Origin of the sequence: Solitalea canadensis DSM 3403, from assembly GCF_000242635.2 — a bacterium.
GTDB classification, from domain to species: Bacteria; Bacteroidota; Bacteroidia; order Sphingobacteriales; family Sphingobacteriaceae; genus Solitalea; species Solitalea canadensis.
The window spans coordinates 1,639,840-1,664,589 of the sequence record NC_017770.1 but is presented as its reverse complement, the minus strand read 5'-3'; the positions used below and the strand labels follow the sequence as shown (position 1 = coordinate 1,664,589).

General features: G+C 37.6%; 18 protein-coding genes. 14 read left to right on the top strand and 4 right to left on the bottom strand.

Going from position 1 to position 24,750, the window contains the following annotated elements:
- Window positions 1–23: 23 nt before the first annotated feature.
- The 6 genes from SOLCA_RS06745 to SOLCA_RS06720 all read left to right on the top strand — a co-directional run bounded on the left by SOLCA_RS06745 (window position 24) and on the right by SOLCA_RS06720 (window position 6,545).
- Window positions 24–590, top strand: a complete 567-nt coding sequence (locus SOLCA_RS06745) for a GNAT family N-acetyltransferase (RefSeq protein ID WP_014679697.1) — start codon at window positions 24–26, stop codon at window positions 588–590.
- Window positions 591–655: 65 nt separating this feature from the next.
- Window positions 656–1,063 carry a hypothetical protein gene (locus tag SOLCA_RS22205; protein WP_052308559.1) on the top strand — a complete coding sequence of 136 codons (408 nt, stop codon included), beginning with the start codon at window positions 656–658 and terminating at the stop codon, window positions 1,061–1,063.
- A gap of 137 nt (window positions 1,064–1,200) precedes the next feature.
- Window positions 1,201–2,325 carry an aminotransferase class I/II-fold pyridoxal phosphate-dependent enzyme gene (locus tag SOLCA_RS06735; RefSeq protein WP_014679695.1) on the top strand — a complete coding sequence of 375 codons (1,125 nt, stop codon included), beginning with the start codon at window positions 1,201–1,203 and terminating at the stop codon, window positions 2,323–2,325.
- 76 nt (window positions 2,326–2,401) lie between these two features.
- Window positions 2,402–3,538: an N-acetylglucosamine-6-phosphate deacetylase gene (nagA, locus tag SOLCA_RS06730; protein ID WP_014679694.1), complete on the top strand. Its 1,137-nt coding sequence runs from the start codon at window positions 2,402–2,404 to the stop codon at window positions 3,536–3,538.
- An 82-nt stretch (window positions 3,539–3,620) separates the two neighbouring features.
- Window positions 3,621–4,232 (top strand): dethiobiotin synthase, encoded by a 612-nt coding sequence (bioD, locus tag SOLCA_RS06725; protein WP_014679693.1) that lies wholly within the window; start codon window positions 3,621–3,623, stop codon window positions 4,230–4,232.
- A 126-nt stretch (window positions 4,233–4,358) separates the two neighbouring features.
- Window positions 4,359–6,545, top strand: coding sequence for a S9 family peptidase (locus SOLCA_RS06720; protein WP_014679692.1), 2,187 nt, complete (start codon window positions 4,359–4,361; stop codon window positions 6,543–6,545).
- Window positions 6,546–6,580: 35 nt separating this feature from the next.
- On the opposite strand, the gene SOLCA_RS06715 is transcribed toward SOLCA_RS06720, so the two are convergent.
- Together SOLCA_RS06715 and SOLCA_RS06710 are read right to left on the bottom strand one after the other, a co-directional pair.
- On the bottom strand, window positions 6,581–7,984 hold the full coding sequence (locus tag SOLCA_RS06715) for an FAD-binding oxidoreductase (RefSeq protein WP_014679691.1): 1,404 nt from the start codon (window positions 7,982–7,984) through the stop codon (window positions 6,581–6,583).
- A 233-nt stretch (window positions 7,985–8,217) separates the two neighbouring features.
- On the bottom strand, window positions 8,218–8,724 hold the full coding sequence (locus tag SOLCA_RS06710) for a ferritin (RefSeq protein WP_014679690.1): 507 nt from the start codon (window positions 8,722–8,724) through the stop codon (window positions 8,218–8,220).
- A 96-nt stretch (window positions 8,725–8,820) separates the two neighbouring features.
- Here SOLCA_RS06710 and SOLCA_RS06705 point away from each other — a divergent pair, with 96 nt between their 5' ends.
- The 4 genes from SOLCA_RS06705 (at window position 8,821) to SOLCA_RS06690 (ending at window position 17,189) form a co-directional block, all read left to right on the top strand.
- Complete coding sequence (locus SOLCA_RS06705; protein WP_014679689.1) at window positions 8,821–9,720, top strand: 3-hydroxybutyryl-CoA dehydrogenase; 900 nt, start codon at window positions 8,821–8,823, stop codon at window positions 9,718–9,720.
- A gap of 235 nt (window positions 9,721–9,955) precedes the next feature.
- Window positions 9,956–10,633, top strand: a complete 678-nt coding sequence (locus SOLCA_RS06700) for a carbonic anhydrase (protein WP_014679688.1) — start codon at window positions 9,956–9,958, stop codon at window positions 10,631–10,633.
- Window positions 10,634–11,083: 450 nt separating this feature from the next.
- Window positions 11,084–15,640 (top strand): glutamate synthase large subunit, encoded by a 4,557-nt coding sequence (gene gltB, locus SOLCA_RS06695; RefSeq protein WP_014679687.1) that lies wholly within the window; start codon window positions 11,084–11,086, stop codon window positions 15,638–15,640.
- A gap of 91 nt (window positions 15,641–15,731) precedes the next feature.
- Window positions 15,732–17,189, top strand: a complete 1,458-nt coding sequence (locus SOLCA_RS06690) for a glutamate synthase subunit beta (protein ID WP_014679686.1) — start codon at window positions 15,732–15,734, stop codon at window positions 17,187–17,189.
- Window positions 17,190–17,753: 564 nt separating this feature from the next.
- Here SOLCA_RS06690 and SOLCA_RS23080 read toward each other — a convergent pair.
- The gene (locus SOLCA_RS23080; RefSeq protein ID WP_014679685.1) at window positions 17,754–18,608 is read right to left on the bottom strand and encodes an SRPBCC family protein; all 855 of its coding nucleotides are present in this window, start codon (window positions 18,606–18,608) and stop codon (window positions 17,754–17,756) included.
- Between the two features lie 24 nt (window positions 18,609–18,632).
- Window positions 18,633–18,953, bottom strand: coding sequence for an ArsR/SmtB family transcription factor (locus SOLCA_RS06680; RefSeq protein WP_042479452.1), 321 nt, complete (start codon window positions 18,951–18,953; stop codon window positions 18,633–18,635).
- Window positions 18,954–19,123: 170 nt separating this feature from the next.
- Between SOLCA_RS06680 and SOLCA_RS06675 the strand changes: the two genes are divergently transcribed.
- The 4 genes from SOLCA_RS06675 to SOLCA_RS06660 all read left to right on the top strand — a co-directional run bounded on the left by SOLCA_RS06675 (window position 19,124) and on the right by SOLCA_RS06660 (window position 24,726).
- On the top strand, window positions 19,124–20,317 hold the full coding sequence (locus SOLCA_RS06675) for an amino acid deaminase/aldolase (protein ID WP_042480831.1): 1,194 nt from the start codon (window positions 19,124–19,126) through the stop codon (window positions 20,315–20,317).
- 80 nt (window positions 20,318–20,397) lie between these two features.
- The gene (locus tag SOLCA_RS06670; RefSeq protein WP_014679682.1) at window positions 20,398–21,711 is read left to right on the top strand and encodes a D-arabinono-1,4-lactone oxidase; all 1,314 of its coding nucleotides are present in this window, start codon (window positions 20,398–20,400) and stop codon (window positions 21,709–21,711) included.
- A 26-nt stretch (window positions 21,712–21,737) separates the two neighbouring features.
- Window positions 21,738–23,186 carry a M20 family peptidase gene (locus tag SOLCA_RS06665; RefSeq protein ID WP_014679681.1) on the top strand — a complete coding sequence of 483 codons (1,449 nt, stop codon included), beginning with the start codon at window positions 21,738–21,740 and terminating at the stop codon, window positions 23,184–23,186.
- Window positions 23,187–23,325: 139 nt separating this feature from the next.
- On the top strand, window positions 23,326–24,726 hold the full coding sequence (locus tag SOLCA_RS06660) for a carbohydrate porin (RefSeq protein ID WP_014679680.1): 1,401 nt from the start codon (window positions 23,326–23,328) through the stop codon (window positions 24,724–24,726).
- Window positions 24,727–24,750: the final 24 nt, after the last annotated feature.

Genomic DNA, 24,750 nt, shown 5'->3' with positions numbered 1-24,750 from the left:
TAATTTTAATATCTACCGTTAGAATGTTGGACATAAACTTTCAGGAATTTCCTGTTATTAATACTACTCAATTAATTTTGCGACAATTTAGCCATACAGATGCTGATAAAGTTTTTGAGCTCAGAAGCAACGAGGCTATTATGCGATTCATCAAAAGACCGCGTGCTAAAACTGTTAATGATGCAAAAACATGGATTGATACGATTCTTAATTCTTTTAAGAATAATGAAGGTATCACTTGGGCTATTACTCTAAAAGATGCACCCGATATTTTTATAGGTTCTGTAGGTTTTTGGCGCATCATCAAGGAACATCATCGCGCAGAAATCGGTTATATGCTACATGCTGATTATTGGGGTAAAGGAATTATAAAGGAAGCCACAGAGGCCACAATTGAATATGGTTTCAAGCAACTTAACTTCCATTCGATTGAAGCCCATATTGACCCTGAAAATATTGCTTCTGGAAAGCTTTTAGAGAAAACTGGGTTTACAAAGGAGGCTTTTCACAAGGACAACTTCTATTTTGAAGGTAAATTTTACGATACGGAGATCTATTCACTTATAAACCCTTACCATTCGTCTTTGTAAGAATTGTTTTTACTGTTTAAACCATTTTGCTTTCTTTTATTCAAAGTAAGAAAACAGCAAATAACATGAAAAAACTGATTCTTATAATGGCAGCCACAGTAATATCGTCTGTAGCAGCCAATGCACAACAGAGGGTTCAACGCACAGCTGAAGAGCGTGCTTCAATGCAAACACAACAATTATCTAAAAAGCTAAGTTTATCGGAAGACCAGCAAAAGAAGATCCAAGAGATCAATTTGACCTCTGCTAAGAACATGGATGAATTGCGTGCTCAAAGTGAAGGCGATAGAGCCGAAGCTTTTAAAGGAGCAAAAAAAATTGAAGAAGATAAAGAAACTGCTTATAAAGGAGTGTTAACAGAAAAACAAATGGCTGATTATATGACTTTAAAAGCTGAACGCGAAAAGAAAATGAAAGAACGCATGCAGCAGCGAAAAGGTGGCTGGGATAAGAGTAAGAAAGATTCAATATAATTATAATATAGCCATTAATTATTAATGCTGAAAAAGAAAAGCATCTGGTATCAATCAGATGCTTTTCTTTTTTCTGATTTATTGAAAGGATATATCCCAAAGCTTTATATTTGTCATCCACAAAACCAAACACACACATGCCTTCTATTGAAAAATATTTAGATGATCGTATCGGTCATTTAAAAGAAACTCATGCGTTCAGACAATTAAAAACTGAGGATAACCTGATTGATTTTTCATCCAATGATTATTTAGGTTTATCGCGCTCAACAGAACTCAAACACCTACTTGCTACTGAACTTGACAACCACCCACATTCCCTTATTGGTTCTACCGGATCTCGTCTTATCTCCGGAAATACAGCCTATGCTGAAGCATTGGAAGATCGACTTGCCCAATTTCATAAGGCAGAAGCCGGATTATTATATAACTCGGGTTATGATGCCAATCTCGGTTTCTTTTCAAGCATACCCCAAAAAGGTGATACTATCATTCTGGATGAAAAAATTCATGCATGTATAATTGATGGATCTAGATTGAGCTATGCAAACCGTTTTAAGTTCAGGCATAATGACCTTGATAGCCTGGAGAAGAAATTAAAAGTTGCTAAAGGAAGAATTTTTATAGGCATTGAAAGCGTTTACTCAATGGATGGCGACTCTCCTGATTTGTTAGGAATTGTTACTTTGGCAGAGAAGTATAATGCCAATATTATAATTGATGAAGCACACAGTGCTGGCGTTTTAGGAGAAAATGGTAAAGGTTTAGTCTCTTCATTAGGACTTGAGGATAAAATATTTGCACGTATCCACACCTTTGGCAAAGCCATAGGTTCACATGGGGCTGTAATATTAGGATCAAAAAACCTAAGAGATTATTTAATTAATACTTCAAGAAGTTTCATTTTTACCACAGCGGCTCCTTTTCATACTTTAGCAAGCATCAAAGTTGCTTATGATTACCTGAATCAACACCCCGAATTGCAAAAGCATTTGATCCATAAAATCGATCTATTTAAATACCGCTTACGGAAAGACATCAATTTAATCAGGAGCAATACATCTATCCAATCCATTGTAATAACAGGTAACGAAGAAGTAATGCGAGCAGGCGCCTATTTAAAGAATAAAGGCTTTAGTTTGGGTGCTGTACGCTCTCCTGCCGTGGCTGAAGGAGCCGAACGATTACGAGTTTGTTTACATTTATATAATTCGGTCGAAGAAATTAATGAATTGGCTAAAGAAATCAATCAATATTTATAAAATATAACTATTGGTAGTTGGTAATCAGAATTCTATTTGCTCTATTTATCCCAATAAATAAACCAAACCTTTTAGTATGTATGCGTTAACAAATTCTACCATTTACACAGGAAAAAGCATTGAGCATCGCAAGGCTATTTTAATTGATGAAAGTACAATAGTTGATATTATCGACGAAAATGATCTGCCTGCTGAAATTAAATGCATCGATCTAAACGGATTTAACGTGGCCCCCGGATTTATTGATCTGCAGGTTTACGGAGGCGGAAACACTTTATTTTCAGTTGAATCAACAGTTGAAGCGCTGTATAAGATCAACGAGAGTTTTCAACGGGTTGGAACTACCCGGTTTATGATCACAATTCCTACGAGTTCACCCGAAACTGTTAAAAAATGTATTAAAGCAACCAAAGAGTATCTTGAAGCAGGAGGATCCGGATTATTGGGTCTTCATTTAGAAGGACCTTTTATTAATGCGGAAAAGAAAGGGGCTCATCTTGAGCAGTATGTTCAGGAACTTACCTTAGATAAGCTTAAAGAGTTATTGAAGGATGCTGAAGGCGTTGTGAAAATGATCACCATCGCTCCTGAGCAACTCACTGAAGAGTGTATCGACTTGCTGAATGACCTGGGCATTGTTATTTCTGCAGGGCATAGTAATGCTACTTATGAGCAAGCTAAAGATGTGTTTAATAAAGGAGTAAAGGCCTGCACTCATCTTTTCAATGCTATGTCGACATTTCAGCACAGATCTCCGGGCATGGTTGGAGCCATTTATGATGCTAGTGATGTATATTCGAGCATTATTCCGGATGGTTTTCATTGCGACTATGCGGCTATCAGAATTAGTAAAAAAATATTGCAGGACCGTCTATTTATCATTACGGATGCCGTGGTTGAGAACCTGGAAGGTGATTACATTTACCAGGCGGATACCGGAAAATTTGTTAATCCAGGTGGTACATTAGCCGGATCATCATTAACCATGATGAGGGCTGTAAAAAATTGCGTTGAAAAGGCAGATATTGATGTAGCAGAGGCATTAAAAATGGCCACAGCTTATCCTGCTAAAGTGATTGCTATGGAGCATCACCTGGGACAAATATCAGCTGGTTTTGCTGCCGACTTTGTTGTATTCGACGATGATTACAACGTAATAAATGTTATTTATGATGGTAAAATAATTGAAATAAAGGAAGAAGTTATTGAATAAACTTATACATTACATCTCTCAAAAAATTAAGAACCCTGCGCTTTTTGGCGTGGGGTTTCTGTTTAAATTAATAATTGGATAGATGAAGAAACCTCTCTTTATAACCGGAATTGGAACCGGGGTTGGTAAAACTCTTATTTCAGCGATTATTGTAGAAAAATTAAATGCAGACTACTGGAAGCCGATCCAGTCGGGAGATTTGCACCAGTCTGACACGATTACTATTCAATCGCTGATCAGTAATTCAAAAACTGTTTTTCATCCTGAAACGTATCGACTAAGTCAGCCGTTTTCTCCTCATAAATCAGCCAGAATCGATAATGTGACTATTCAACTTGAAAAATTCATCCTTCCTGAAACTAACAATCAATTGATTATTGAAGGCGCCGGAGGTTTGATGGTACCATTAAATGATAAAGCATTAATAATAGATTTGATTGAAAAACTTGAGGCTGAAGTTATTCTTGTTTCAAGGAATTATTTAGGTAGTATTAATCATACACTTCTATCCATTGAGAGTTTAAAAAACAGAAATATACCAATTAAAGGACTGATCTTTAATGGAAACGAAGATCATGATTCAGAAGACTACATACTGAATCATTCTAAATTAGCGTGTCTTGGCAGAATACCTGATATTCCCGAAATTGACCGATCGATTATAATTGGTATAGGAAATTTTCTCTCCATTTAACGCACCTATTCATTTTAGAATCAGGTATTTATTCCGTCACAAAAAAAATACAGGCTTAAACTTCAATTACCTGCTGTAAAGTTCAGATAATGAATATTTTTGGCCCAAAGCATAATCACTTTATTAATGAATATTAAGCACAGATTTATTGCCATCGCCTTGTTATTTACAACAGGGACATCGGTAAGTTTTGCACAAACAAAGGAAGTCACTTTGCAGGATGCCATTTTAGGGCGTTTCAGCAAATTTGGAGAAGAGCGTTTACGTGGTCTGCAATGGATAACCGGAACCAACAGTTATTCTTACATTAATGGTAAAAGCCTGATGATTGGTTCTGTTACCAATACAACAGTTAACACCGCATTATCAATTGAGGATGTTTCTGCTGCAACAAGTACTCAATTAAGAGGTTGGCCTCAATTTACTTGGGTTGATGCAAACCATATCCGTTTTTCAGCAGAAGGCAAATTATTCCTGTTTGACATACAATCAAAATCTGCCAAAACATTAACTACATTTAACAAAGAGGGCGAAAACCTTGATATTGAGCCAACAACAAACAAAGTTGCCTACACTAAAGGCGACAACCTTTTTGTTAGTATAGATGGTAAGGAAACGCAAGTTACCAACGATACACAATGGGGTATTAAAAATGGAAAAAGTACCCACCGTGAGGAGTTTGGTATTTCTAAAGGTACCTTCTGGTCGCCAAAAGGAAGTTTATTAGCATTTTATCGCGAAGATGCTACAATGGTAACGGATTACCCACTGGTAAATACAGATGTTCGTCCTGCAAAATTAGAGAATATAAAATATCCAATGGCCGGAATGAAAAGCCATGAGGTAACACTTGGTGTTTATAGTCCTTCAACTGGAAAAACTATTTACTTGCAAACCGGCGAACCCAAAGAACAATACTTAACAAATATTCATTGGAGCAATGATGAAAAATCAATCTATATCGCTGTAGTAAACCGCGATCAGAATGAACTGAAATACAATGAATATGACGCTGTTTCCGGAAAATTTGTAAAAACACTATTTACTGAAACGCATCCTAAATACGTACACCCTGAACACGAAGCCATCAACCTGAAAAACTCATTTTTGTGGCGAAGTGAAAACAAAGGATATAACCAATTTTATCAATATGACTTTAATGGTAAGCTTATCAAACACATCAATACGGGCAAAGTCATTGTTCGCAAGTATTTAGGTGTTGATGCTACAGAAAGCAAACTATTCTTCACCGGAAACAATGCGGATAGCATCGACATGCAGGTTTATATGGTTGATTTGACAAAAAAAGCCAATAAAAAAGGTGAGTTTGATGCCATTAAATTAAGTAAAGAAAACGGTTTCCATGATCAGGCAATTTTATCATCGGATGCAAAATTCATTCTTGATCCATTCAGCAGTCCTATTATTCCTCAAAAAGTTAATTTGTTCTCAATAGACGGAAAGACTTCAACAACATTGCTGAACGCTAAAAATCCGTTAACTGAATATAAATTCGGATCTAATGAATTAGTTCGTTTAAAAGCAGACGATGGCTCCTTATTATATGGAAGAATGATTAAACCTTTCGATTTTGATGCCAGTAAAAAATACCCGGTTGTTGTGTATGTTTATAACGGCCCGAATGTACAGATGGTGACTAACACTTGGACTACAGGTGCATCTTATTGGATGTATTACCTTGCGAACAAAGGCTACATTGTATTTACTGTTGATGGTCGTGGAAGTAAAAATCGTGGACAAGCATTTGAGCAGGCAACATTCCGTCACTTAGGGCAAAATGAAATGAAAGACCAATTGGTTGGTGTTAACTACCTGAAATCGTTGCCTTATGTAAATGCTGATAAAATGGCTGTACATGGATGGAGTTATGGTGGTTTTATGACAACCAGTTTAATGACTCAATATCCTGATGTATTTAAAGTGGGTGTTGCCGGTGGTCCGGTTATCGATTGGAGTTATTATGAGATCATGTACACAGAGAGATATATGGATACTCCCCAAACTAATGCCGAAGGATTTGCACAAACTTCATTATTGGATAAAGCTAAAAACCTGAAAGGCGATTTGCTATTGATTCATGGCACAATGGATCCGGTAGTTGTTTGGCAACATAGCCAGGATTTTATTAAAAAATGTATTGAAAACGGTGTTCCGGTAGATTACTTTGTTTACCCGGGTCATGAACACAATGTTAATGGTAAAGACAGAATTCACTTATATAACAAAGTGATTGAATACATTGACGAGAAGTTAAACAAACCTGCTAATACAGCAAAAGCAGAAAACAGATAAAATTTAAAGGGCTCCAGATTCTGGAGCCCTTTAAGTTATAAAGCGATGGGTTTTCGCTCTTTGACACTGGGTTTTATATTTTGATTTACCCTGAACAGGTTTTCAGGATCGTATTTATTCTTAACTGCAACCAATCGTTCATAATTTTCCTTATAAGTTGCCTTTACCCGTTCTTCTCCTTCATCCATTAAAAAATTAACATAAGCACCACCAGCAGAGAATGGATGCAGCGCCTCCCAATATTTTTTCGTCCATTCCGTTATTTTATCCTTATTTGCAGGATCGGGATCTACACCAACAATAACTTCTGCCCAAACGGAATCTCTATAACTCCATGCAGTATCCGAATTTCCAATTCGGCTAGCAGCTCCGTTAATTGGATACAGGTGCATAGTCGAATGCATAGTAGGCATTTCAGGTCCGAATTTAAGATGCTGTTCTATAGCTGCATCACTTAATTCTTTAACGAAATCTGCCCGCCAGTACCATTGGTAACCAGGCACATATAAAGCATCAAACATACTTTGTAAAACAGGTTGCGGAAGCGAACCTACTAAATCTAATGCGGGTTTTTCAAATGCTCTAATAGGTTTAAAAACATTCTCGGCCATATCTAACGGACCTGTATAGGCCCACACAACGCCACACATTTTCTTCATATGCAGATGCGCAGGGAATGGAGGTCCCGGTGGAACCGTCAGAAAAGCAAAAAAGCCATTAATATCATCCGGAGCAGAGGTAATAAACTCTCTGTACCATTTCATCACTTTCTCCGCCTTTTCCATTTCCCATAAGATTGGACCGGCATAAACCATATCTACTGGGTGCAACTTAAAGGTAAATGAAGTTACCACACCAAAATTGCCACCACCACCTCTAATGGCCCAAAATAACTCACTATTATTATCCTTATCAGCAGTAACAAATTCTCCATCAGCTAAAACCACATCTACCGCCAACAAATTATCAATTGAAAGTCCGTATTTACGGGTAAGGTGACCTAACCCGCCTCCTAACGTAAGACCTCCAACTCCAGTTGTTGAAATAATGCCGCTTGGCGTAGCCATACCAAATGCATGAGTCGCGTGATCCACATCCCCCCATGTACATCCACCACCAACAACAGCAATTTTCTTTACAGGGTCAACCCTGGTATATTTTATCATTGACAGATCGATGACCATCCCCCCATCACAAATACCTAAACCTCCACCATTATGACCTCCTCCCCTAACTGCCAACAATAAATTATGTTCCCTGGCAAAATTAACAGCACTCATTACATCCGACACATCAGCGCATTTAACAATCAAAGCAGGCTTCTTATCAATCATTCCGTTATATACTTTTCTGGCAGTATCATAAGTGGGATCTGACGGAGCAATAAGCGCTCCTCTCAAGCCTTGCTTAAAGTCCTGAATAACAGTTTCAGAAATCATAACAACCTCCTTTTTTAGGTTAATTGAAATTGCATTGAAATTATCAGAAGAGGAATAATGAAAAGTTTACGTTTGGTATGGTATATGGCAAAACTAAAATCTAAGTTACTAATAATGAAGTTAGTAAAATAGATTATTTGAAAATAATAAGAAAAAAAGGAAAGGAATAATTTCAGAAAAATTATCATGCTGACAAACCCATTTGTCAGCATGAACGAATATAATTAGGCTATTTATTTAGCAGGTTCAACAAATGTACGTTGAGCTAGTTCTGCATTTAAAAGATATAATGCTGAGCTATTGTCACCGATCATACGAAGTTTACTCAAGAGATTATTTACCAACGATTCTTCCTCCACTTGCTCGGCAATAAACCATTGTAAAAAGTTGTGAGTAGCGTAATCGCTTTCTGCCAAAGCTTGTTTTACCAGCTCATTAATACTAGCAGTAACCTTTTTCTCATGCGCCAATGTTACTTCAAATGCATGAATGGTAGAGTTAAACTCCGTTTCTGGAGCATCAACAGCCTTTATGGTTACTTTGCCACCAACATCATGCACATAATCAAATTGCTTGCTGGCATGAAACAATTCTTCTTTAGATTGAATACGGAAGAAGTTAGCAAAACCATCAAGATCCTGATCCTGGAAATAAGAACAAATAGAAAGGTATAAATTGGCAGAAAAAAGTTCTTTATTAATTTGCTCATTGAGCATGTTTTCCATGTTTTTACTAATCATAATTTCCTTAAATTTTACCAAATTTACCTTCTGATTTTTATTTATCCTATTTCAACAATCATTTAGAATATATTTCTAAAACAATCAATAACCTATATGACTAATATTCAAAACGTTGCAATAATTGGTTCCGGAACCATGGGAAATGGTATTGCGCACACTTTTGCTCAATTTGGCTTTAAAGTGGCTTTGGTTGATATCTCTCAGGAAGCACTTGACCGCGGTATTGCCACCATTACTAAAAACTTAGATCGCCAGGTTGCAAAAGGCTCAATAACCGAAAGCGATAAGCAAAATACACTAACAAACATTACCAGTTTCACAGACATGAAAACAGGTGTTGCAAATGTAGATTTAGTAGTTGAGGCTGCTACAGAAAATGTAGATCTTAAGTTGAAAATCTTTAAAGATCTTGATGCATTCACTTCACCCGAAACCATTCTTGCAACCAATACCTCTTCTATATCTATTACTAAAATAGCTGCTGTTACCAGCAAAGCTGATAAAGTTATCGGTATGCATTTTATGAATCCGGTTCCTATTATGAAATTGGTTGAAGTAATCAGAGGATATGCTACCAGTGATGAGGTTGCTGCACTAACAATGGAACTTTCTAAAAAACTCGGAAAAACACCTACAGAGGTAAACGATTATCCGGGGTTTGTAGCTAACCGCATTTTAATGCCAATGATCAATGAAGCCATTTATTCACTATATGAAGGAGTTGCAGGCGTTGAAGAAATTGATACAGTGATGAAATTAGGTATGGCACATCCAATGGGACCGTTACAACTAGCCGACTTTATTGGTTTAGATGTATGCCTATCGATCTTGAATGTGTTGTATGATGGCTTTGGCAATCCTAAATATGCTCCGTGTCCATTATTAGTTAACATGGTAACTGCCGGTTACAAGGGAGCAAAATCTGGCGAAGGATTTTATAAATATACAGCTGGAAGCAAAGACTTGGTTGTTTCTGCCAAATTCAAAAAATAATAGCATTAGTACGGTTATCGCCCAGTGGATAACCGTACTGTATTTAATCTATTTTCTCTCTCCCTCTGCATCTTTCGAAAAACCATTTCGATCTAATAGGCCCTCAGTTAAAACATTAGCTACTGTCAGGCAAAATCCTGATCTTTATCATTTGACTTCAATTAATAATAGAATAACTCTGCCCGAAATATTCCATTAATCAGGGTATAAGTAGTCCCTCATCAATTATTATAACATGAAATCAAAAATCATCAAACTTTTTTTATTGTGCTTATTATTAGCCAGTTGCACCAAAGGCACACTTTCAAACAATGATCAACAGACGGATATTGAGCGTTTAATATCAGGTAATGAACGATTTATTAACGGAAAGAGCATTCATAAAAATCAGACACTTTTGAGAGTAAAAGAAATCAAAGACACACAAAAACCGTTTGCCATTATCGTTTCATGTTCCGATTCCCGTGTTTCACCTGAAATTGTTTTTGATCAGGGACTTGGAGATTTATTTATTATCAGAACTGCTGGTAATGTATTGCATGACTATGAATTAGGGAGTATTGAATATGCTGTTGAACACCTTAATGTAAAAACAATTTATGTAATGGGACATACAAACTGTGGAGCAGTTAAAGCTATGCTTGGTGAAGATAATGGACATCCAGTTCCAGGTCATATACATTCAATTATAGAAGGATTAAAGAATGAACCGGAAATACAGGCTGCTATAAAAAATAAGGCACAATCAAAAAATATTACAGAAGATGCAGTGGAGGCTAATGTAAAATTTGCTATTAATCAAATTAGGACATCAGAACCAATACTAAAGGAAAAGTTTAATAAAAAGGAAACTCAGATTTTTGGAGGCATATATAATCTTGAAAACGGTAAAATAAAACAATTAACAAACTGATAATCAATGAAAATTATTGTTTTTTATTATTAATCATAAAAGATACTTCGGTTATGTTTTCATGAAAAATATCATTTTTTTATTCATTTAGTATTATTTCAAATTTTGATTTTTAACCAATAGTGTATATTTTACACACTGAAATTTCAGAATAATAAATATTAAATAAAATTTAATTCTTCTGAAATATAAAACTCAACCATTTATTTTGAATTAGTTTTATATTTCAGAACTTAATTCTAAAATTTTAATTTTATCAATACAAATGCTATTTTACTTGGTATCAATTAATAAATACTCTTATTTTGATAGTATAATTTGAAAATTAAATAATTTTTAAGATATTATTTTGAAATAATAACAATCATTGCTATTTTTAGAAACCAATTTTACAATAACCTTTTGGAGTTCTCGGACAAGATTTAGAAAAGTAAGTTAGGAGAACCCATAATGATCAACCACGGATTACCAGAGAAGCAGGGATTATACGACCCGGCTCATGAGAAGGATGCTTGCGGAGTTGGATGTATTGTGCAAAAGAACGGAGAGCGTTCTCATGAAATTGTATACAACGGTTTACAGATTTTAAAAAACCTTCAGCATCGCGGAGCTTCAGGTGAAGATCCATATGCAGGTGATGGTGCTGGTATTTTAACTCAATTACCTCACGCTTTCTTTAAAAAGATTTTAGCAGGTGCCGATTTCGCTATTCCTGATGAAGAAGAGTATGCTGTAGGTATGACTTTTCTTCCTCGCGATGAGCAAGATGCCGCCGCTTGCAAAAAAATTATTGAGGAAACCGTTGCTGAAGAAAAAGAAGTTTTCTTAGGTTGGCGACTGGTTCCTTGTTTAAACTCCTGCTTATCTAAAAATCTGCTGCATTTAGAACCGACAATTTTCCAGTTTTTTGTTCAACGTAACGAAGCAGACTCTGATGCTTTTGAACGTAAGCTTTACCTGATCCGTCGTCAGATTGAGAAAAAGATCATCGACAGCTCTATAGAACAAAAGAAATTCTTTTATATAACAAGTCTTTCTTCTCGTGTTATTGTTTACAAAGGTATGTTCAATGCATGGCAGCTTGAAGATTATTTCCCCGATTTCCAAGATGAAGCTTTTGAAAGTTCATTGGCATTGGTGCACCAGCGCTATTCAACCAATACCTTCCCTACATGGAGTTTAGCTCAGCCGTTCCGCTATGTTGCGCATAATGGTGAGATTAATACACTGCAGGGAAATGTTAACTGGGCGAAATCACGTGAGAAAAATCTTGAATCAAGTTTATTCGGAAACGACCTTGATCGATTGTTCCCTACCATACAAAAAGGCAATTCAGACTCGGCATCTTTTGATAACTATTTGGAGTTATTAATTCAATGTGGTCGTGATATGGATCATGCCATGATGTTGATGATGCCTCAAGCCTGGGAAAATGATGACCAACTTCATCCTGACTTAAGAGGTTTTTATGAATATGCCAATTCCATCCTTGAACCTTGGGATGGACCGGCAGCGATGATGTTTACCAATGGTTTACAAGTAGGTGCTTGTTTAGACAGAAACGGTTTACGTCCGGTTCGTTTTACTGAAACGTATGATGGTTATTTCATCATGGCTTCAGAAAGTGGCGTATTACCAATTCCTGAAGATAAGATCAAACGCAAAGGCAATTTGGGTTCGGGCCGTATGTTATTGATCGATACGACAACAGGTGATATCTTTGATGATAAGGCGATCAAAAAACGCGTTTCTGAAAAAGCTCCGTATAAACAATGGATCGATGAGCATCGTATTCGCTTGAAAGACCTTCCTGCACCTGCACACGTAAACCAGCCTAATCATGAGAATTTACGTTTGGCGCAACGTGTATTTGGTTATACGTACGAAGAATTACACATGCTGATGAAGCCAATGGCCGATGAGGGTCAGGAAGCTACTTACTCCATGGGTAATGATACTCCGTTAGCCGTTCTCTCTGAACGTCCGAAGTTATTGTATAACTACTTTAAACAACGTTTTGCACAGGTTACCAACCCTCCTATCGATTCTATTCGCGAGGATTTGGTAATGTCACTTCGTATTGAAATTGGTGGCGCTAACAACATTCTGGAAGACAGCCCGATTAACTGTAAAATGCTTGAAATTAGTCAACCGGTATTTACCAATGACGAATTAGAGCAATTAAAACAGTTAAAAACTGCAGGCTTCCGCTCTAAAGTTTTAAATGTTTGCTACCCAATCTATGAGCAATCATTAGCGCAAGCTCTTGAGGAACTATGCAAAAAAGTAGAAAATATTGTTGACCAGGGATATCGTTTAGTTATCCTTTCCGACAGATGTCATTCACGTCAGAATGCTCCTATTCCAACTTTGTTGGCAGTTTCAGCTGTTCACCATTACCTTATCCGTACGAACAAACGCGGTAAAATAGGGATCGTTGTTGAAAGTGGTGAGGTTCGTGAGGTACATCATTTAGCGCTTCTGCTTGCATTTGGTGCAGGTGGAGTTAACCCTTACCTGGCTTTTGAATCATTGACCGACATGGAAATGAGCGGCCAGTTAGAAAAAGGTATCAACGAAAGTAAAGCCCATAAAAACTATATAAGCGCTCTCAAAAAAGGCTTATTAAAGATCATGGCTAAAATGGGTATCTCTACATTAGTGAGTTACCAGGGCGGGCAGATCTTTGAAGCTATCGGTATTAATCAAAATGTAATTGATAATTATTTTGAGGGCACCTTCTCTGTAATCGGGGGTGTGGGAATCGAACAATTAGAGCAAGAATTAAAAACCCGTCACGAAAATGCATACAAAGTTGAAAAGCACTATTTTGACAAGCTCTCTACAGGTGGAGAGTATCACTGGCGCCAACAAGGCGAATACCATGCTTACAACCCTGAAACTGTTCACTTACTGCAACAGGCTGCATGGAAAAACGACCCGGAAACCTATTCAAAGTTTTCTAAGCTTGTAAATGACCGTACCGAGGAATTAAGTTTCCTACGTGGCTTATTTGATATTGACGAAAGCGAATTACCTCCGGTTTCGATAGATGAAGTTGAGCCGGCAAAAGATATTGTAAAGCGCTTTACCACCGGAGCAATGTCTATTGGTTCTATTTCACGTGAGGCGCACGAAACATTGGCGATCGCGATGAATAATATTGGTGGAAAAAGTAATACAGGCGAAGGTGGTGAAGATGAAGTCCGCTTTAAGCCAGACGCAAACGGAAACTTGCGCCGCTCAGCTATTAAACAAGTTGCTTCTGGTCGTTTTGGGGTAACTTCAAATTACCTGGTAAATGCAGATGAGTTACAGATTAAAATGGCTCAGGGTGCAAAACCAGGCGAAGGCGGACAATTACCAGGTTATAAGGTAGATAATTATATTGCCAAACTTCGTCATACAATTCCCGGAGTATCGTTGATCTCTCCTCCTCCGCACCACGATATTTATTCAATCGAAGATTTATCACAATTGATCTTCGACCTTAAAAATGCTAATCGTTGGGCCGACATCAGTGTTAAGCTGGTTTCATCAACAGGTGTAGGTACCGTAGCTGCGGGTGTGGCAAAAGCTTTGGCTGATTCTATTACCATTGCGGGTTATGATGGTGGTACAGGAGCATCTCCGGCTACCTCTATTAAACACGCAGGTATGCCTTGGGAACTTGGTTTAGCGGAAGCACAACAGACCTTAGTGTTAAACAAACTTCGCGGACAAGTACGCTTACAAGTTGATGGACAATTAAAAACTGGTCGCGACGTGGTAATTGGTGCTTTACTTGGTGCTGAAGAATTTGGTTTCGCTACTTCAGTATTAATTGCCACAGGTTGTATTATGATGCGTAAATGTCACATGAATACATGTCCGGTTGGTATTGCAACTCAGGATAAATACTTACGCAGTAAATATCATGGCAAACCTGAATATGTTCAGAATTACTTATTGTTTGTAGCCGAAGAAGTTCGTCAGATCATGGCAAAACTCGGATACCGTAAGTTTGAAGAAATGATCGGACAGGTTCAACGCTTAAAAACTCATAAAGCCGTAAATCATTATAAAGCACAAGGATTAGACTTCAGTCCGTTGTTTGTAAAACCTGCTTCGGCAGATAACGTTTACAGAAACGTTAAAAAACAAGTCCATGCAATTGGCGAAGCTATTGACAATGAACTGATTGAAGAAGTAAGATCAGCATTAGACGGCAAAGAATCTATAACAATTCAGAAAAAGATCTATAATGTATACCGGACTTTCGGAACTATGCTGGGTAGTGAAATTACCCTTCGTCATGGTTCGAAAGGTTTACCGGAAGATCACGTTGTGCTGAATTTAACAGGAACAGCAGGACAAAGTTTCGGTGCCTTTATTCCAAGTGGATTAACGCTAAATCTTAGAGGCGACGCGAACGATTACGTTGGTAAAGGGTTGTCGGGAGGCAAAATCATTGTTAGTCCTCCTCAAAAATCATCATTAGAACCTCACAAGAATGTAATTGTTGGAAACACTTGTTTATACGGTGCTACTTCAGGTAAGGCATTCTTCTCGGGTATGGCCGGCCAGCGTTTTGCGGTTCGTAACTCAGGAGCTAAAGCTGTTGTTGAAGGTTTAGGAGACCACGGTTGTGAATACATGACCGGAGGAATTGTAACCGTGCTAGGTTCTACAGGTAAAAACTTTGCGGCAGGAATGAGCGGTGGTATCGCTTATGTTTTTGATCAGGATAAAACCTTTAAGAAAAATTGTAACCTAAGTATGGTTGCCGTTGAAAAAGTTACGGATGAAGCCCGTCAACAGGAGCTTTATGACCTGATCAAAGAGCATTACGAGTATACCGGAAGCCCTAAAGCAAAAGTTATACTGAATAACTGGGCTCGTCGTGTGGAAGACTTTGTGATGGTTATTCCATTCGAATACCGCAAAATACAGGTACAACTAGACAGGACAAAGAACCAAGCGGCAATTTTCAGTCAGGCAGCTGCAGTGTTTACACCGCAAGCATAATTGAGAAGAAGTAATCCAAAACTTGTCATGCTGACGCAGGAAGCATCTGTAACAACAATGCAAAAAACAAACAGATCCTTCGTGCCTCAGGATGACACAGAACACTAAAGACATGGGAAAACCTACAGGATTTATTGAATATCCAAGAGAAGATATGCAGAAGGCGCCGGTTACCGAGCGCGTTCAACACTATAATGAATTTGAGAAGCCACAAAGTGAACAACGAGTAAAAACTCAGGCTGCCCGCTGTATGGGATGCGGTATTCCGTTTTGTAACTGGGGATGTCCGGTTTCAAACCTGATACCAGAGTTTAACGATTTCGTGTACAAAGGTCAGTGGAAAAATGCTTACGGAACATTAATGAGCACTAATAACTTTCCTGAGTTTACAGGAAGAGTTTGTCCGGCCCCTTGTGAACCTGCTTGTACCGCATCGCTTGTTGAAAAGCCAATCAGTATTAAGCAAATTGAGCTTTCGATTATCGAAAAAGCGTTTGCTGAAGGTTGGGTTAAGCCTAACAATGTTCCTTACCGTACAGGTGTAAAAATTGCCGTTATAGGTTCTGGCCCAGCCGGATTATCAGCCGCACAGCAGTTAAATTTGGTTGGTCACTCTGTAACTGTTTTTGAAAAAAATGATCGCTTAGGCGGACTGCTACGTTACGGGATTCCTGACTTCAAACTGGAGAAATGGGTAATCGATCGTCGTGTTGCATTAATGGAAGAAGAAGGTATTACCTTCAAGACGAATGCACATGTGGGCGTAACTATTTCCATCGATGAACTTAAGGCAGAGTTTGATTATATCTGTTTATGTTGCGGCGCTGAAAAACCTCGCGGTTTAGGTAATATCGAAGGAGCCGACAAAAAAGGGATTTACTTTGCGATGGAGTTCCTTTCTCAACAGAATAAAGAAAACCACGGTGATCAACTACATCCTGAAGTTAAGATCAGCGCAAAAGATAAACACGTGGTAATATTAGGTGGAGGTGATACCGGTTCAGACTGTATCGGAACATCGATTCGTCAGGGAGCTAAAAGTGTTACGCAAATTCAAATTCACAAGGCATTGCCTGAAGAGCGTTACGAAACTAACCCTTGGCCACTTTGGCCAAAAACTTTCGCTACCTCTTCTTCTCAAGCAGAAGGTTGTGAACGAATTTTCTCTGCATTAACAACTGCTGTGAAAGGTGGTGATAAAATCGAAGCGCTAGAACTACAAAATATTCTTTGGCCGGAAGGTGAAATTAAATCGGGTCAGCGTAATTATGAGATTTCGGGTGATAAATATGATATCCCATGCGATCTACTGCTGATTTCTTTGGGTTTTGAGCATACTATTCACGAAGGTTTAGTTGAATACTTAGGCTTAGAGAAAGATAAACGCGGAAACGTAAAAATTGAAAACTACCGTACTTCAGATGCTCAGATATGGGCTGCCGGAGACATGGTTGAAGGTGCAAACCTGATTGTAACTGCAATAAACAGCGGTCGTCAGATGGCGAGTACTTTGAAAAAATTCATCAAGGCACAACAATCGGCTATATAAAAATGAGATATTATAAGTTGATGAACTGAAAGTGCTGCGTACAATCATTCATCAACCAATTTTCTCATAGCTTACTAGCAACGTCCCGGTTTATCCGGGACTTTTGCTTAGTATAATTGTTGACTGATTCAATTGGGCTCTAAAAAGACCTAATAGCGCAAAAAACACGATTTGGTAAATTATTTTCTACCGTCGCCTTCAGCGGGACTTACTTTTTTCATGCAGTGTTTTACTTTAATGGTACTCAAGAATGCCTTGCATGTTTTTCTTCAGCAAAAAAAGTAAGCAAAAAATGCTCTCGGCTGAGCCGAGACTTCGTACAGTTCTCCTGCGGTTGGTGCCAATACTTAAATCATCTCTTCCGAACTGTACAAGGCGATTTTTGTTTATATGATAATTTATGCTTTACATTTACAAATGTAAAATCAAATCGCACAAATGGTCAATTCAATAGGACTGCCTAGCTCCAAGTTCACTTGATGGACAAAAGGATCGATATCCGAAAACACCAGTTAATATGATCTATTCTAATTTTAGACCTTTACCCTTAAAGAGATTTGTTTTTTAATTACTCTCTGCCAACTCCTTAATCTTTTTAGCTGCTTTTTCCCAAAGTGGAGCAATCATTTCATAATCTTTTTTCGGTAATGCTCCTGCTCTGAATGCAAACACCGTTTGTCCATTTTCGGGATAGAGTTTATAATCCTCATAATACTGCCCGGGTTTATCGTCCGGTCTACTATTTATATCGTCGTAAAATTCAATTTTAATGTGTTTTTGAGGAGATACAGATGTAACAATCCCTTTTGTTCCTGGCGTTCCGGTTTTATCGTACCAAACAACCAGGTCATTCAATTTATATTCAGATTCAACATACGCACCTTCCGAAAATTCATTACCCCATTGTTTTGCATACTCGGGTTTCAAAAGCACATCCCAAACTTTTGACTCAGGCGCAGCAATTTTGAAGGAGGTATCGATAAAGTATAAATCTTTCTCCAGGTAATCTTTCAAACCTGTCTCCACAAAATAAGTCCAACCTCCCATAAAATTTTCTCTGGCCAAATTTGGATCTTTGGCAACAGGGAACGTTTCCAAACCTTCATGAGTAAGCTTTAATCTTGTTTTACTGTTTTCATCGAATAACTCAAAAGAAACCAACGAATCACCTTCATACCCATCATACCTCCATGAATAAGCAATCTTCTTTCCGGTAATCACCTCTTTTACTTTACATAAATGAAGGTATCTTTTCTCCTCGGTCCCACCATAAAATTGAAATTCAAATCCCACTTCAGGTTTAAACTCCTCCAAATCAAAATACCAAAGCTTCATTTTGTCTTTATCGGTTATCGCTTCCCATACTTTTGAAACAGGAGCATCATAAACCTTTTCTAAAACAATAGGTGCTGGTTTCATAACAATACTTTTTAATAGTTAGGATTATAGTTTATTAGTTTTTTCATTTGGAAAAAGATCGTCCAAACGATTTAATTTATCAATCCAGAATGATTTATATCTTTCAGTCCATTCGGCAACCTCCTGGAGCTTTTGCAAATTAACCATGCAAAAACGTTCTCTCCCCTGCTGCTTTATTTCAACCAAACCACACTCTGCTAAAATTTTGATATGCTTAGAGATCGCCGGGCGACTCACCTTAAAATTTTCAACGATGGCATTAAGATTTAATGTTTGTTCGGCGAGTAAATTAACAATCTCTCGTCTTGTGGGATCAGCTATTGCCTGAAAAACATCTCTTCGCATAACAGTAATTTTAATATGTAACCATTCGATTACATAAATATAACGAATTTTAAAATACAAAACCAAACGGTTACCTATTTTTTTTATAAATGAAGATGAAAGAGATACAGTTAGACAGGATAATATTTTTCTAAAAACAATTTCTTATGTTAGGCAACCAATTGCAATGTATGCATAACAAATATAGTTACAACTATTACAAGGAAATCTTTAAAAACACCACAAAGCCATTTGCCTTTGTCGACCTTGATCTTTTGGATGAGAACATCAGGGACTTGAAAAACAGAGCTGGAAGTAAGAAAATAAGAATAGCTTCTAAATCGATCAGGTGCCGGACAATCATTGACAGGATCTTTGAAACTGATAAACAATTTGAAGGAGTCATGTGCTATTCTGCAGAAGAGGCGCTATGGTTAAGTGACTTAGGTTATGACAATTTATTAATTGGTTACCCTACTTCAGACATCCAACAAATTGAAGCGTTAGGTAATGAGATCAAAAATGGTAAGATTATTTACCTAATGATCGATGATGAAGAGCATTTGAAAAGGATTAATGCAATTGGACTAAAGCTCTCCGTTAAGATGCCAGTTTGTATTGATGTTGACATGTCGTCTGATTTTCCCGGTTTACATTTTGGCGTTTGGCGCTCTAACTTAAGGACCTCATTAGCGGTTGAAAACATTGTAAAGCAATCATTCAATTATGAATACATATCTATTATTGGTTTAATGGGTTATGAGGCTCAAATTGCAGGATTAGTTGATGCACAAAAGGAACAAAAACTAAAAAGTTTTTTTGTCCGTCAACTAAAAAAGTCGTCCATTCATGAATTATGCAAACGAAGGAAAGAAAGCATCGAAAAAATAAAAAATCTTGGAATTGAGCTAAAGCTGGTAAATGGAGGTGGCACCGGAAGTTTGGAAAGTACACGCGAAGAAAATGCAGTTACTGAAGTAACCATTGGCTCCGGATTTTTCAATTCTCATCTTTTCGATAATTACACCCTCTTTAAACATAAGCCCGCAGCATGTTTTGCGGTTGAAGTAGTACGAATTCCCAAAAAGGGATTGGCAACTTGCTTGGGAGGTGGTTATATTGCTTCAGGTGGAACAGGAAATGAAAAACAACCGCTACCCTATCTTCCTGAAGGATTAAAACTTACACAAAATGAAGGTGCAGGCGAAGTTCAAACTCCTTTGATTGATTTGAAAGAAGAATTATCAATTGGTGATCCTGTGTTTTTCAGACATAGCAAAGCAGGTGAATTATGTGAACGATTTAACGAGCTTTACCTGATTTCGAATGGAGAAATTGTAAGCGTTGAGAAGACTTATAGAGGTGAAGGAATGTGTTTCTTATAATAGATATGGGATTTGAGATGTGGTACGTGAGATTTAGTTCGAGATAAATAGACTTGATCAACCTAAAACCAAAATATCATATGAAAACCGTTAACTGGAGTAACTGGAGTGGAAGTGTACAGTGCTCTCCTATTGAAGTTTTATTTCCGGAAAATGAAGATGAAATCATCAGCATTGTGCATATGGCCAATGAACAGGGCAAAAAGATAAGAGTTGTAGGTTCTGGTCATTCATTTTCGCACTTGATTGAAACCAATGATTATATTTTAAGTCTGGATAAGTTTAGAGGCCTAATTGAGGTTGACAAAGTCAATATGCGGGTTCGTGTTAAAGCCGGAACGAAGATCAAGGAGTTTGGTGCTCTACTTTTTGAGCAGGGTTTAGCTCAAGAAAATTTAGGTGATATTGATGTGCAGTCATTAGCTGGAGCGATTTCAACAGGTACTCATGGAACAGGTACTGCTTTTGGCAATTTATCAACTCAATTAACCGCTATTCGTTTTATCAATGGCAAGGGTGATATTATTACCTGTTCAGCAACAGAAAATGCTGACATTTTTAAAGCTGCTCAGATTGGACTAGGAACGCTAGGAATCATTACAGAGTTAACATTTAAGGCTTTACCCGCTTACAAACTGGAGTTCACTTCTGCTAAAGAATCGCTGGATGATGTTTTAGAAAACTATAATCGCTACAATAGAGCGCATCGAAATTTTGAGTTTTATTGGTTTCCGCATACTAACATTGTTCAAACTAAATTCAGCAATGTAACCGATCTTCCTGCTAAAGATTATGGAACAGCCAATTACATGACCGACATGCTGTTGGAAAACCATGCCTTTGGTGCTTTGTCAAAATTGACTAATTGGTTTCCAAAATCCAGTAAAACCATAGCCCAGATCTCCGCGAAAGCTGTTTCAACAAGTCATAAAATAAATTGGAGCCATAAAGTGTACGCACTACCGAGATTGGTAAAATTCCATGAAATGGAATATAATATCCCTATCGAAGCATTTAAAGAAGTGAAAAGAGATGTACAAAAAGCTTTTGAAAAAAATAAGTTTGATGTTCACTTCCCAACAGAAAATCGCTTCGTAAAAGGAGACGACATCTGGTTAAGTCCGGCGTATGAACGAGATTCAGCTTATATTGCTTTTCATGTTTATAAACTAAATCCTTACAAGGACTATTTTAAAGTAATGGAGGATATCTGCACAGCAGCTGGAGGAAGGCCGCATTGGGGCAAAATGCATACGCGTACAAGCAAAGATTTTGAGCACCTTTATCCTAAATGGAATGATTTTCATAAAATTAGAGCTCAAATGGACCCAAATGGCATTTTTATGACCAGCTATATGGAGCGTATCTGTGAAACATCAACAATTTACCAATAACAACAACTCAGTAATTAACTTAATCCATGATAAAAAAAATTCTATTCTTTGTATTGCTCTTGCTAGTAGTATTCATTGGCATATTTGTATTTAACACGCTTACTTTTAAATCAAAACAACCACAGGTAGCAGCAATTAAACCTATTGAAATTGGACAGCAATCTGTTATTAATTTCCAAAATGCCATTCGCATTAAAACAGTATCGTTTGAAGATACGTCTCAAGTAGATACTACTCAGTTTAGTGCCAACCTGAAATTCATGGAAACTACCTATCCTAACCTCAATAAAACGCTCAAACGCGAGGTTATCAGTAAATATAGCCTGCTTTATACCTGGCCTGGCAAAAACCCCTCGCTAAAGCCGGTTGTATTAATGGGACACATGGATGTGGTTCCTGTGGAAGAAGCTTCATTGGGAAAATGGAAAGCAGATCCTTTTGGCGGAGAAATTAAGCAAGATACAATTTGGGGACGCGGTTCTGTAGATGATAAAATTACCGTAATCACCGTTATGGAGGCTATTGAGAAATTGGTTTCAGAAGGATTTCAACCGGAACAAACGATTTATTTAGCTTTCGGACATGATGAGGAAATCAGTGGAAAGGAAGGTGCCTCTAAGATTGCTGCTTTATTGAAAAGTCGTGGTGTTAAGGCCGAATTTGTAATGGACGAAGGAGGTTTAATTATTGATGGTATTATTCCTGACAAATCAATCGCCCTTGTTGGAACGGCTGAAAAAGGCTATTTAACTATTGATTTGGAAGTTAACGCAAGCGGAGGCCACTCTTCTGCTCCGGGAAAAGAAACAGCAATCGATATTTTAACATCCACCATTACCAAAATCAGAACTAATCCGTTTAAGAGCTCATTTACCACTCCTACATTAGAATTAGTTGAATACTTAGGTCCGGAAATGCCGGGATTTTTAAAAGCTGTCTTTGCAAACAAATGGATCACTAAACCATTGATCCAGAAAGAATATGAAAAAACCGACCGCGGAGCGGCCCAGTTCCATACAACTATTGCCCCTACTATTTTAAAGAGTGGTTTTAAAGACAACGTTTTACCGACTGTAGCCACCGCTACCATAAACTTCAGGATATTACCGGGAGAAACACCTGAAACAGTTTTAGAGCATGTAAAAAAAGCGGTGAATGATCCAAGAGTAAAAATTACTCCTCGTACAGAATCGCAGGCAAATCCTTCTAAAATATCTTCGTCGCAAGCCAAAGGATTTCTTGCCATTGCAAAAACCAATAAACAGTTAAATCCGGATATTCCAGTTAGTCCGTTTTTATTGATCGCTGTTACCGATTCAAGATACTATGCTGATATTACTGATAATATCTATCGGTATGTACCGTCAAAATTAGTAGGTTACCATGATGTGAATGAGCGGATTGCGGTTAAAGATTATAAAGGAGCAATCGCTTTTTACTATCAGATGATCAAAAACCTGAATGAAATAAAATAATTTTCTATTCACTTTAGTAAAACGGTATTTCTGCACAGAAATACCGTTTTTATTTTCCAGTCATTTACATATTTTTCTTCTCCAAAACTCTTTTATCCTGTTTTACAAATAGTTATATTTAAAGTAAATGCTCTCTACAATGCATAAACACTTTATCTGCTCCCTCTTTATATTTTTCTACTTTATACAAACAGGTTTATCACAAACTGTTAATAATAAATTATTTTCATTTGGTGGTTATGGCAGAGTTGGCGTTGGGTTTGCTCCCGCTATAAAAGGTAGCCTAGGTCGCTCGCTGAACTTGAACGGGATGGGAAGTATTGGAGGGCGGATGGAGGAACAAGATTATTTAGAAATGATTGCTGCATTGCATTTTACTCCTGCAATTGATGAAAAGAAGACCAATATAAACATTCAAACCCGCTTAGCTTTGTACACTACTCAAGGGCAATTTCTTGGCAATGTAACCAGTAAAAGCTTTGGCGGCATAACATTTTCTCTACCAGAAATTTATGCCGAAGTCACCAATATTATGGGCAGCAACTGGTCGGCTTGGATTGGAGCCAGATTATGGCGTTCTAATGATATACACATTGCTGATTACTTTTATTTCGATGATCATTCTTCGACCGGATTTGGGGTCACATGGAAAAAAACATCTTTCACTGTCCTTTTTCCAGGTTCTGTAGACACAACAAGTTCCCTTCCTCCCTATTTCTATTTAAATATTGTTAATGGAACCCCAACCCTCGGATTGCGGCAACGAACATTGTTAATTGGTGAACAACAGTTTAAGCTAAACGATAAAAACATGCTCAAAATCTTGGCTGAATATCACCAACTAGCTGATGCAACTTTAGATGATCAAACAACTCCTTTTAATTATCCCGCCGATAATGGTTGGGTTTTGGGCGCTAAGCATATTATCGATTTGAATACTACTTTACCGGGATCTTTTAACCAGTTTTCGGTAAGATATGGGCAAGGAATCGCCAATGGCGGTGATGGTGGAGGAACTAAAACATGGTTAACTTATGGCGCTCCTAATCTCGTAACGAATAAATTTAGTGAAGCTAATTCAATAACGTTTGTTGAGCATTTTCTGCTGAACATGAGTAATAAGTTTAGTATTAATGGCTATGGCATTTATACGAAAAGCAGAGGGGCATCTGATAGCTTAAATACTTCTCCAGATTATCTCGGACGACAAGTTTTTAACCGTAAAACTGATTTTGCAGTTGGTGTACGCACATTTGTCTATTTAACAGACTGGTTCCACCTGATGAATGAAGTTGCCTTTGCATCCAGAAAAGATGGTAATCAGGATGCGGCTCAAATGGTAAAGTTCGGCATTATACCCACATTAGTTCCAACCGCTAAACGTGATCCTTGGGCACGCCCTCATTTCAGGTTGGTTTATACAATTGCTAAATACAACGAGTTCGCAAAAAACAATTTGTATTCTCCCTATTTACAACAAATTGGAAATAAAAGCTGGGGACACTATATTGGTGTAAAAGCGGAGTGGTGGTTGTATTAGTTTAATACTTTGTTAATTTTACAT

What these genes read in the sequence shown, in the direction of transcription:
- SOLCA_RS22205 (WP_052308559.1), top strand. Translation starts at nt 656, where the DNA reads ATGAAAAAACTGATTCTTATAATGGCAGCCACAGTAATATCGTCTGTA.
- bioD (WP_014679693.1), top strand. Translation starts at nt 3,621, where the DNA reads ATGAAGAAACCTCTCTTTATAACCGGAATTGGAACCGGGGTTGGTAAA.
- SOLCA_RS23080 (WP_014679685.1), bottom strand. Translation starts at nt 18,608, where the DNA reads ATGAAACCAGCACCTATTGTTTTAGAAAAGGTTTATGATGCTCCTGTT.
- SOLCA_RS06680 (WP_042479452.1), bottom strand. Translation starts at nt 18,953, where the DNA reads ATGCGAAGAGATGTTTTTCAGGCAATAGCTGATCCCACAAGACGAGAG.
- SOLCA_RS06715 (WP_014679691.1), bottom strand. Translation starts at nt 7,984, where the DNA reads ATGATTTCTGAAACTGTTATTCAGGACTTTAAGCAAGGCTTGAGAGGA.
- SOLCA_RS06690 (WP_014679686.1), top strand. Translation starts at nt 15,732, where the DNA reads ATGACACAGAACACTAAAGACATGGGAAAACCTACAGGATTTATTGAA.
- SOLCA_RS06710 (WP_014679690.1), bottom strand. Translation starts at nt 8,724, where the DNA reads ATGATTAGTAAAAACATGGAAAACATGCTCAATGAGCAAATTAATAAA.
- gltB (WP_014679687.1), top strand. Translation starts at nt 11,084, where the DNA reads ATGATCAACCACGGATTACCAGAGAAGCAGGGATTATACGACCCGGCT.
- nagA (WP_014679694.1), top strand. Translation starts at nt 2,402, where the DNA reads ATGTATGCGTTAACAAATTCTACCATTTACACAGGAAAAAGCATTGAG.
- SOLCA_RS06720 (WP_014679692.1), top strand. Translation starts at nt 4,359, where the DNA reads ATGAATATTAAGCACAGATTTATTGCCATCGCCTTGTTATTTACAACA.
- SOLCA_RS06735 (WP_014679695.1), top strand. Translation starts at nt 1,201, where the DNA reads ATGCCTTCTATTGAAAAATATTTAGATGATCGTATCGGTCATTTAAAA.
- SOLCA_RS06670 (WP_014679682.1), top strand. Translation starts at nt 20,398, where the DNA reads ATGAAAACCGTTAACTGGAGTAACTGGAGTGGAAGTGTACAGTGCTCT.
- SOLCA_RS06665 (WP_014679681.1), top strand. Translation starts at nt 21,738, where the DNA reads ATGATAAAAAAAATTCTATTCTTTGTATTGCTCTTGCTAGTAGTATTC.
- SOLCA_RS06700 (WP_014679688.1), top strand. Translation starts at nt 9,956, where the DNA reads ATGAAATCAAAAATCATCAAACTTTTTTTATTGTGCTTATTATTAGCC.
- SOLCA_RS06675 (WP_042480831.1), top strand. Translation starts at nt 19,124, where the DNA reads ATGCATAACAAATATAGTTACAACTATTACAAGGAAATCTTTAAAAAC.
- SOLCA_RS06745 (WP_014679697.1), top strand. Translation starts at nt 24, where the DNA reads ATGTTGGACATAAACTTTCAGGAATTTCCTGTTATTAATACTACTCAA.
- SOLCA_RS06705 (WP_014679689.1), top strand. Translation starts at nt 8,821, where the DNA reads ATGACTAATATTCAAAACGTTGCAATAATTGGTTCCGGAACCATGGGA.
- SOLCA_RS06660 (WP_014679680.1), top strand. Translation starts at nt 23,326, where the DNA reads ATGCATAAACACTTTATCTGCTCCCTCTTTATATTTTTCTACTTTATA.